The organism is Joostella sp. (assembly GCF_048266025.1).
In the GTDB taxonomy this organism is placed as follows: domain Bacteria; phylum Bacteroidota; class Bacteroidia; order Flavobacteriales; family Flavobacteriaceae; genus Galbibacter; species Galbibacter atrarenae.
In genome coordinates this window covers 1-9648 of record NZ_JBLXAF010000015.1, presented here as the reverse complement: position 1 = coordinate 9648, position 9648 = coordinate 1, and the positions used below count along the sequence as shown (strand labels likewise).

The 9648-nt window shown below is 32.4% G+C and carries 7 protein-coding genes; 2 read left to right on the top strand and 5 right to left on the bottom strand.

From position 1 onward, the window contains the following. Positions 1-111: 111 nt before the first annotated feature. Genes ACN0TY_RS16415 through ACN0TY_RS16405 form a run of 3 tightly spaced genes read right to left on the bottom strand, consistent with a single transcriptional unit; the run spans position 112 to position 1781 of the window. Positions 112-546: a DUF1801 domain-containing protein gene (locus ACN0TY_RS16415; protein WP_417445310.1), complete on the bottom strand. Its 435-nt coding sequence runs from the start codon at positions 544-546 to the stop codon at positions 112-114. A gap of 7 nt (positions 547-553) precedes the next feature. After that, the gene (locus ACN0TY_RS16410) at positions 554-1015 is read right to left on the bottom strand and encodes a GyrI-like domain-containing protein (RefSeq protein ID WP_417445309.1); all 462 of its coding nucleotides are present in this window, start codon (positions 1013-1015) and stop codon (positions 554-556) included. A gap of 4 nt (positions 1016-1019) precedes the next feature. Beyond that, positions 1020-1781, bottom strand: coding sequence for a helix-turn-helix transcriptional regulator (locus ACN0TY_RS16405; RefSeq protein ID WP_417445308.1), 762 nt, complete (start codon positions 1779-1781; stop codon positions 1020-1022). A gap of 199 nt (positions 1782-1980) precedes the next feature. Here ACN0TY_RS16405 and ACN0TY_RS16400 point away from each other — a divergent pair, with 199 nt between their 5' ends. Further along, positions 1981-3036, top strand: a complete 1056-nt coding sequence (locus ACN0TY_RS16400; RefSeq protein WP_417445307.1) for an IS110 family transposase — start codon at positions 1981-1983, stop codon at positions 3034-3036. Positions 3037-3525: 489 nt separating this feature from the next. On the opposite strand, the gene ACN0TY_RS16395 is transcribed toward ACN0TY_RS16400, so the two are convergent. After that, positions 3526-6768 carry an Eco57I restriction-modification methylase domain-containing protein gene (locus tag ACN0TY_RS16395; protein WP_417445306.1) on the bottom strand — a complete coding sequence of 1081 codons (3243 nt, stop codon included), beginning with the start codon at positions 6766-6768 and terminating at the stop codon, positions 3526-3528. Positions 6769-7203: 435 nt separating this feature from the next. Here ACN0TY_RS16395 and ACN0TY_RS16390 point away from each other — a divergent pair, with 435 nt between their 5' ends. Further along, positions 7204-8250 carry an IS110 family transposase gene (locus ACN0TY_RS16390; protein WP_417445305.1) on the top strand — a complete coding sequence of 349 codons (1047 nt, stop codon included), beginning with the start codon at positions 7204-7206 and terminating at the stop codon, positions 8248-8250. 190 nt (positions 8251-8440) lie between these two features. Here the strand turns inward: ACN0TY_RS16390 and ACN0TY_RS16385 are convergent, their stop codons facing one another. After that, positions 8441-9229, bottom strand: a complete 789-nt coding sequence (locus ACN0TY_RS16385; RefSeq protein WP_417445304.1) for a hypothetical protein — start codon at positions 9227-9229, stop codon at positions 8441-8443. Between the last annotated feature and the right edge of the window lie 419 nt (positions 9230-9648).

Sequence of the window (9648 nt, the reverse complement as noted above, 5' to 3'; positions counted from 1 at the left end):
TATATGATGATTCTTATAGAAGTACTTTAGTGAAAAGTTAATGCTTTTTTACTTGTTTTTTACCACAGTACTTTGTTGGCAACTGGATTTTGTTTATTCGTGTTAAATTTTTCAAATTCCTAACGTAATTAATTCCTTTACGTTGTGATAAGTCAAGGAAGCTTTTATACACGTTTTCAATTCCATTTCTGGAACTTTTTGGTTCATTTTAAAAACAATTGCTCGTTTTCCCTCGTATTGAAATTTATGATTAAAAACCAATCTAAACGTATTTACTAACCTGCTTGTACATTGAAAATACATAGCGTATTGGTCTGGCGATTTTTCTTTCCAATCCATTCGTAATGTACTACCGTTTTTAGTTACAAAACTTGGTTCTCCCCATTTTAGTGTTTCTTCCAATTTGGTAACTCCTTCAGTTTCTTCTGCTGTTTCAATTACTAATTCACGCAGAAATTGCATCTTATCCCGAACAATGTCGGGATAATTTGCAAAAACCTCATTTACTTTAGGGTCTGTTTTTATTTCAAACTTTTTTATTTGCATATTTTTGTTAGCCTTTAATGCCTACATAAAACTCTACTTCTGCATTCGCTGGATTTTGAGCCTTTTCCCCAAAAATTTCAAAGTCGGCATCATAGGTTCTGTCAAGTTCCATTTCAAATATTTTCGACCATTGGTTTACGACCAAACCTTGCATTAAATCTCCTTTTGCTGTGGTTTTTGAATATGTTCCTCCTTCAAATGATTTTCCAAACATTCCGTTTGGTACATTATTTAAATTTTTAACTTTACAACCAAGGATTGCTGTGTATGGTTTTGTGTGGTCGCTCTCGTATTCCGTGTATAGCGAATAAACAGCATTGTCTATTTTGTTCGGGATTTTAGAAATTACGTTTTCGGACATAAATCGTTGCCACAATTCGGCAATTTCTTGAGAAGCCTGTCCGTTTTCATTTGTTGTTCTTATCGAAATTCCGATAATTTTAAAAGGTTCAATTTTTACTGTTTGCATCTTTTTATGTTTTATGATTCAATGCAAATTTAGATTGACCTTGTGACAAAGGTGTGTCAGGGCTGTTTTTATATTTTGCACTACATTTTTCAAGATAATGTTGCAAAGTCATTTTATGAGGTTCAAAATTCTCATCCAATATTTGCAATTTTTGAATGCAATCAAGTCTAAATGCTCTAAAATCATTTTTTTGTTTGCAAAATGCGATAAGCACCCAATTTTCTTGTGTCGTGTAAAGTGCAAATGGTTCTATTTCTCTTTGGCTTTTATTATTTGACAATGACAGATAATCCATTTTTACAGTTTGATAATTTGAAATAGTGGATTGAAGTTTTATGAGATAATTACTTGTTTTTTCATTTTCACGATTGTTGCGAACTTGAATTCTTTTTGTCAATAATTCCGTTTTTTCTTTTTGGTTATATTTTAAAACAGCTTTGATTTTGTTTATTGCACTTTCATATTGTTCGGTCAAAGATTGGTCTTTGTTTTTGCTAATTAGTTGTTCAGCCGTTATAAGAGCATTCGCTTCATCTTGTGTAAACATTACTGGCGGAATTTTATAGCCTTCCATTACTGAATAGCCTTTTCCTTCTTCCGTTACAATCGGAATTCCCGATTTTTCAAGTGTTCGGATGTCTCGATAAACCGTTCTGATACTTACATTATGTTTTTCGGCAATATCTTTTGCAGTTACAATTCGTTTCGATTGTAATTGAGTTAAAATTGATGTCAATCTTGCAAGTCTCGGTTTTTCTTTGTCCATTCAGATTGGTTTTTTTAGCTTGTTGCCAACAGTTAGTATATGAAAAGTAGGCGATTTCGAAGCACGAAACTTTCGGTTAAACACAAAGTTTGATACGAGCCAATAGCCTTGAATTTATTGCTGTTTCGCCTATTTTTTATAGCATCCATGAAAAAGCAGTAAGTCGAGTATCTTTAAATTTCACAAAAACAATTAAGATATGAACACTCAAATTACTGCGACACCTAAATTATACATAGGAATTGACATACACAAACGAAGTTGGAAAGTTCACTGCGCTACAGACTTGTTTTCAGGCAAGAGCTTTAGTATGTCACCAGAACCATCGCAATTTAAGAGCTATGTAGCCAAACATTTTCCAGATCATGAAGTATCTACGGCTTACGAGGCTGGCTGTTGTGGTTATTATGCACATCGTTGTTTCGTGAGTTATGGATGGAATTCTTTGGTTGTTAATCCGGCCGATATCCATAGAAAAGGTAAAGAGCGCTTTACAAAGACTGATCGGATAGATGCGCAGCTAACCAGCAGAGAACTCAAAGATGGTCGGTTAAACAGTATCCATGTACCAGATGTGCATCGCGAAGCGCTTCGGAGTTTATTTCGAAGACGCAATGATTTGGTAAAGGACTTTAGGAGAGTTAAAATCTACATTAAGATGCAACTGCTATATTTTGGGATAAAAGTTCCTGAGCAATACGATAATGATCACTGGAGTCATGGATTTAGAAATTGGTTAGATCAGATGATATTTACGTATCCCATAGCAAAGGCAAGTCTAGATAGTCGTATGCGTCATTTTAGATTTATAGATGAAGATTTACGATTGGTTAGTAATCAGCTTAGAGCATATTGTCGTAAACATTTTAAGAAAGATTATTACCTACTTCGTAGTATTCCAGGAATAGGAGGTATTGTTGCTTGTGGAATTATTAGTGAACTAGGAGATTTACGTAGGTTTAATAGTGTGAAACATATCGCTGGTTATGTTGGCTTAGCTCCAGGAGTTTATCAAAGCGGAGCCAATAGCAAAACAATGGGCATAACACCGCGTGCTCATCGTTTAATTCGTTCGTACTTTATAGAAGCTTTATGGCAAGCAATTCGAACTGATCCCGTGATGCAAAGTTATTACAGGAAGCATTATGGAAAGGACAGTAAAAAAATTATAATAAAAGTGGCTAGGAAGTTATTATGTAGGACACTGGCAGTAATAAAAACAGAAACCCCTTATGAAATTGGGGTTATAGTATAAATAGATATAAATCAATAACAAAGCTCACAAAGAAGTATTTAAAGTCCATATCACAAAACAACGTGGGTGACATCTTCAAGATGATCACATTTTATAGCAAGTGGCTGGACTTATTATAACTTATAATCATACAGATGCTGGTGACGACCAAAGAAAGTTGATCACGAATAGCCTGCCTGCCGCAGGCAGGGATGCGGAGCAAGTTATATAAGTATTTAATTGATAATGATGCACAGCCTCATCATCAATTAAACACGCATAAAAATATCATTATGAGGTAATTAAAATAAAAATATTAACTTTGAAAAACTGGACTAGTGCTTTTCATAGGACACGTTGTTGTGTGTAGTGTTTTTCCGTTCTGCTTGGTTTTCCGATGTTTATTATTAAGTTCAAATTTGAGCGTTGGCAAGACATACTCTTTTGCAATTTTGGGCTTGTGTTTTGCTTAAGCGAATTGCAAATGTGTATGGCTTTTTGCGTTGGCTTTTAATTCTCAATTTCTCTACATAAATTCAAATAATTTTTTTCCAATTCAGATAGGATTTTTTCATTAACAGAGTTTTCTGTCGCTTCTCTAGCTAACAACATAATTTTTTTATGATAAACATTGTTCTTGTCATATAAAGGCATTTTAATATTGAAATTTATACTATATGACCTCGTACTATAAGTAAACTTAAAATAATCTTTAACTATTGGCGTATTAAGAATTCCACATAAAAAATATGCTTCATCTTCTGTTATGTCTCTACCTTCTTTGTCTTTGCTTATGTAAGGACAATGTTTTGCACAAATTGGCATAATTTCTTCTCCCCAAGGCGTAATTACTTTTGAAACAACACTAGCACTTAACTTTGTATTATCTCTAAAAGTTACTTGATAAGGCGAGTAGGTGTAAGCTCCAACTTTAGAAAGTGAATAAAATGCTTTACCACGAGATATTGTCAGACTGCGTTTAGATTGTTTGCCAATTAAAGATTTGTTATTTGATAAATATTTAAATAAACTTGGACTTTGTTCAATAAGTTTATCTACTTCTATGGATTTAGTTTCGTTATCAGCATAAGGAAAAATACAATAGTTGTTATTTTCTTTAAAACCAAAAGGAACAATTTCTGGTGCTTTAATTACAGGTTTTATGAATTTAGTTTCTAGCTTAACAGGTAAACCTGCAATTGATTTATATTTTGCATTTTTAAAAGAGGAAGGTTTAAACATATGAAATCCTTCTTCGTTAAGACTTTTTTCAGGCTCAACAAAATAAGTTTCTGCTGGTGTAAATTCAACACCACTTCTAGCTTTATAAACACAATCTCCTATGATTAAACTAAAATCGTCTTTTCTATGAATGTATTCTTCTTCAAAAGTTGTATATCCAGTTCGTTCTTCGTCCATTTGAAATGCTTTTGAAAAAGACTTTTCAAATGACGATTCTACTTCGCTAAATGTTTGTTTAGAATTCAAATTAGCGATAGGAACTCCTCTTTTCTTTTTCATTACAGTAATTGGAATACCATCATTAAAATAATCGACAAATTCATTATTATAATAATAAGTCATAAATTTTTCTTGTGTGTCTACAAATGGATTACCAGATTTCGTCCAGTCATCTAGTTTTTGTAAATACATTCGTTTATTAGATGAAACATCAGAATAAAAATTTCTAAATCCAGCATATGAGTCTTGTGTCATTAATGTTTGTGGCATCAAAAACGCAAGTATACCATTTTTAGATAGCCAAGTTGAAGCTGTAACATTCGCAATTAAAGCACAAATATTTAGACTTATGGCTCCCATATATGTTTGACCTGAAAACAAATGACGGTCTAAACATAAACTCTTAATTTTTTCAGCATATGCTTGAGGTAGAAATTCCCATTTAATCCAAGGTGGATTACCAATTACAATATCAATATTCTTGATACGTGCTACAAGCATAAAGTTTGCTACAATTCTAATCCAAATTCCATCCCAATTATTTTTGTGTAATCTTACAAGTTGTTCGGAAAGTGAGTTTATGTGTTCAATTATTTCTTCGTTTATATCATTTTTAGAAAAATTTTGCAAAAATTTATTTGAAACAAGTTCAGAGTCTTCTGCTTCAATTATAGCTTGTATTTGACTCATTTGAGAAAAGAAATTTTCGTTCTCAACGAAATTGCTAGGTAAAAGAACTTGAATGTTTTCTTGTTTTGTATTTACTATATATTCATAACACAATGAATCTCCAATTTTAACTTTGTTTGGAATATTTGCGGAATCACCTAAATAAATAGGTATTTCAATGTCGTCATTATTAATCAAAGGTTTTATAGATAAATAAAAGCAAACTTTAGCTGTCAAAACAGAAAGAGGATTAATATCTACACCTTTAACTCTTTTTAAAATTGAATTTAAAAGCTCTCGTTTTTCAGATTCAGAAAGGCTAATAATATCTTTTTTAGAAATAATATCTCGAATTAAAGCCATTACAAAAACACCGCTACCACAACAAGGGTCAATTGCTGTAAAATCAACATTGCTAATTAACTTTTTGCTTTGTTTTACAACATAATCTGCAAGCCACGATGGTGTAAAGTATTCTCCTAAACTATGTCTTACTTCTGAAGGCATAATTTCCATATACAAGTCAATAAAGATATCTATTGTGCTATAACCGTGTCTATAAAAAGTAATAGAGTAGCCTTCAAGTATATTGATTAATTTTGAGATTATTTCTGATTCTTCTTTACTCCAAATATTTTCATCACAATACCAAGAAAAGAAATCTCCTTCAAGTAAATTTCTTATTCCTCCAGTTTGAAATACATAACCATTTTCAATGTATTGAATAAATTGTCGTAAAGTATCAGAGTCAATATTTGAAAGGTCTGAAAAGTATTCAATATCCTTGTTAAACTCAATTTTGGTAACAACTTTACAAGCAATAAGTTTTACGATTATTGCATAAGTTGTTTGTAAGGCAAATAATGCTTTGTAATCAGTTTCACTATCATTAATTGTTGTATTGAATAATTTCCCTAATGCTTTTCTCCTTTTATTTATGTCGTCATTTTGCCCCTTATCTGTTTCAGATAAATGGAAAAGTACCTCCCATTCTTGGTAAAGCATTGAAGTTTTGTCTGATTTCTTATCATTTAAGCTTTTGAATAAATAATTTGCTAGTTCAGATGTGATTCCAGTTCTAGAATTTAATTTAAAATCTTCAACAATATTTTTAGGAACAAATTTTTTGTTATTTAAGTCAACTAGTGATTGAATTAATTTATCTAAATCATTTTCATCAATATTTTTAAAAGAAGTAGAATGTAATTCTCCTTCTTGAAAATAAACATATCTGATTTTAATTCCATCAGTTAAAACTCCGTGATATTCATTGCCATCTTCTTTTAGTAACTGTAATAAATATTCAGAAAGTTGGTCAGTCGCTTTTTCTTTATCCTTTTCACTATCTAGTTTTCCACGCTTTTTGTATTCAATTACTAGATTATTACAGACTGCATCCATTCTACCAACAAACTTATGACGTAGAGTGGATTGACTTTCTTCTTTTCTAAATTCAATATCTAAATTGAAAACAGTTCTGACGAAAAAATAGATTTCAGATTCAAATGCAAAAGAAGTCGTTGCTTCTGTTTGTGAAGCTTTGGTTCTTTTAAGTAATGATGTAAGATGTTTACTTAATTTACATTTATATTCGTTACTGTTTAGTATACTTTCTATGTTCATTTAATTTGGTCGAAATTTTTCACAAGATACATTTTTTCGAGCGTTGGGATGAAACAGCTCTTTTATTTTTTTTAAGCGTTGGCTTTTCGTGTTGGCAAAAAAATAAATGTGCTGTTTGAGCGTTGGCTTTTTTAGTTCAAATGTTCAATTTTAGCACGATTTTCACATTACACACAACGGTCTCGGCTCGTATGTTTACAAAGCCTTATTTAATTGGTGTTAAAATAGTAAATTTCTGATAAATAAAACAGGTAAATATAGAAGGGATAGAGAGGTCTCGGCTAGATACATCCTAGAAGATGATATAGTTTCATAGAAATCCCACCCTTCTATTATTTTCTTAGAATCTGAACAGTACCTAGATCCTTGCAAAGAGATCGAATCAAAAGCGAGCAAAGATGCCAAAGAAAATAGACTTGTAATAAATATAAAACCATGCAAGAAACCTTAAAACAATGCTTAGGTGTTGATGTGTCCAAAAAGAGTTTATCTCTGAGTTTGGGTGCCCTTGGCAGTAATCTTAAAAAGAATTTTACAAGTCATCCAGATATAAAAAATGATATTTCTGGTTTTAAAATATTGAAGGCTTGGTTGACTAAAACGGTAAATAACAATGTTGACTTCTATATTTTAATGGAAGCTACAGGTGTCTATCACCAAGAAGTATGTCATTACCTTTACAATTTAGGTTATAAAGTTTGTGTGATGCAGTCAGGACGTGTAAAGCGTTATGTACAGAGTCTGGATCAACGTTCAAAGACAGATGCATTGGACAGTAAAATGCTAAGTATGCTAGGACTAGAACGAGAGCTTAGGCTTTGGGAGCCTCCGAGTAAAGAACTACAACAATTGAAATCCTTAAGCAGGGAACGTAGTTCGCTTTTAAAGGATCGTACAACAGAAATTAACAGACAGGGAGCTATAGCATCAAGTAGTTACTCCAATCCCAAGGCAGCCAAACGTCATAAAAAACGTTTACAGCTCATAAATGAGCAATTAGCTGTGATAGAACAAGAAATGCGAGATTTAGTCTCTGAATACCCTGTTTTAAGCAAGCGTATTGGTCATTTGGAAAGTATACCAGGCGTCTCTTTCATATCTGCAGCTACTGTGATAGGTGAAACTTTAGGTTTTGAATCCATATCTAACGCTAAACAACTCACGAGTTATGCCGGTTATGATGTAGTATTAAGGGAGTCAGGTAGCTTTAAAGGGAAGACCAAAATAAGTAAAAAAGGGAACAGTCACATAAGAGCAGTGTTGCATATGCCTTCTATGACCTGCGTTCGATGTAACCCCACTTTAAAGTGTTTCTATAATAGACTAAAGCCGAATAAATCAAAACCACTGGTAGCATTGGTTGCTGTTCAAAGAAAATTGCTGATTCTTATGTATACTTTATGGAAAAATGAAGAAAATTATGATAGTGAATTTGAGAATAAAAAAGCAGCAAAGGCTTTAAGTCTTTGCTGCACGGGATAATACCCAAATTTATTTGGGTACTTCCTAAAGTTTATACTAATTTACTTGTTTTTTGACACAGTACCTATGGGTAGTTGCGTGGTTAAGTCATTAATTTAGGAAAAGTTGTCGAACCAGAGGAAAATCCGCAGGATTTTCCGAGTAAGAACAGACCAAGCAATTACTTATAGCCATTGTTGCCAGTAGTACTTTATTGTTTGTTCGATTCAGATGCTAAAGTTAGATTAAACAAGTCATAACCTATTCCAAAACCAAACCACATATTCCCGTTACTTTCCCATTGATAATTACTTTGGTTATTTATATTGTCAACTCCAATGTAAATTCCAGCTTGTACTTTTTTGTATTGTAACATTAATCCACTCATAAAAGTAATCGTAGATACATCTTGGGCTTCGTTATCAGAAAGTCCACTTGAATTACTTGTATTCAAGCCAACTGTTCCAATACCTGCACCGACTTGCAAATTAATTGATACATTGTTTGTATAAGCAAAAGACCAATTTAATGTTGAATTTAAATTAAATTCTGTGTCAAAGGAAAAATCTCCTTGAGGACGTGCTTTAAATGGTAAAGTTAAAAGACCAATACTTAATCTTTCTTTTGGTTCAAATTTATTGGCATTTGCATCAAAATCAGAACGAGAAATTGTGTAGATTTTATTATTGTAAATTTCACTTAAATCTTTTTTCGCTACACCGTATTTTGTCTGGTAATCTGTTTTTTCTTTTGCTGTAAGTTTATCAAAGTTAAGAGCTTGTAATTGAACAGTATTATCAGATTTACTAATAACTTTATATTTAATTCCAGTCTCTAAAAAGTCAGCATCATTTGTGGTTGTTTGACCAGAAATAAGAGATTGTACATTCGATTTTGCGGTTGGGACGTCAAGTGTAATTATGTCTCCTTTATCTTGGGCGAATACAAATGAAGAAATAAATAACGTCAAAATTGGAAAGTAAATTTTTAGTTTTTTCATATTGGTTAGTTTTTATTGGTTATTCGTATTACTGGCAACGGTCTCCTTTACTTTGATTTATTAATTTAATAGAAGAAAAGAGGAGAACTAAAACGGTCTTTAAGTTAATGCCTTATTACACGTACGTATAACCGTCAGTTACGGGTTAATATACGCATACTTTTCGGTTTGGCACAGGCTTTAGCAATTCCGAGTGGATTCGGACGTAGTCGAATCCGCCGTAATTGCGGTTATACATCTTAAGTTAGCAATTCCTTAAATTAGATATATTAATCAGAAAGAAAAAGCGTAGAATAAGGTTATGATATACGTTGAAACCTAGATTTCGTCAACATTGAAAACCCCTACGCTTTACTACTCTAAATTCGTTCAGTTCCCTGCCTGCCGGCAGGCAGGTGTGAGACTTTGGATCTCGTTTT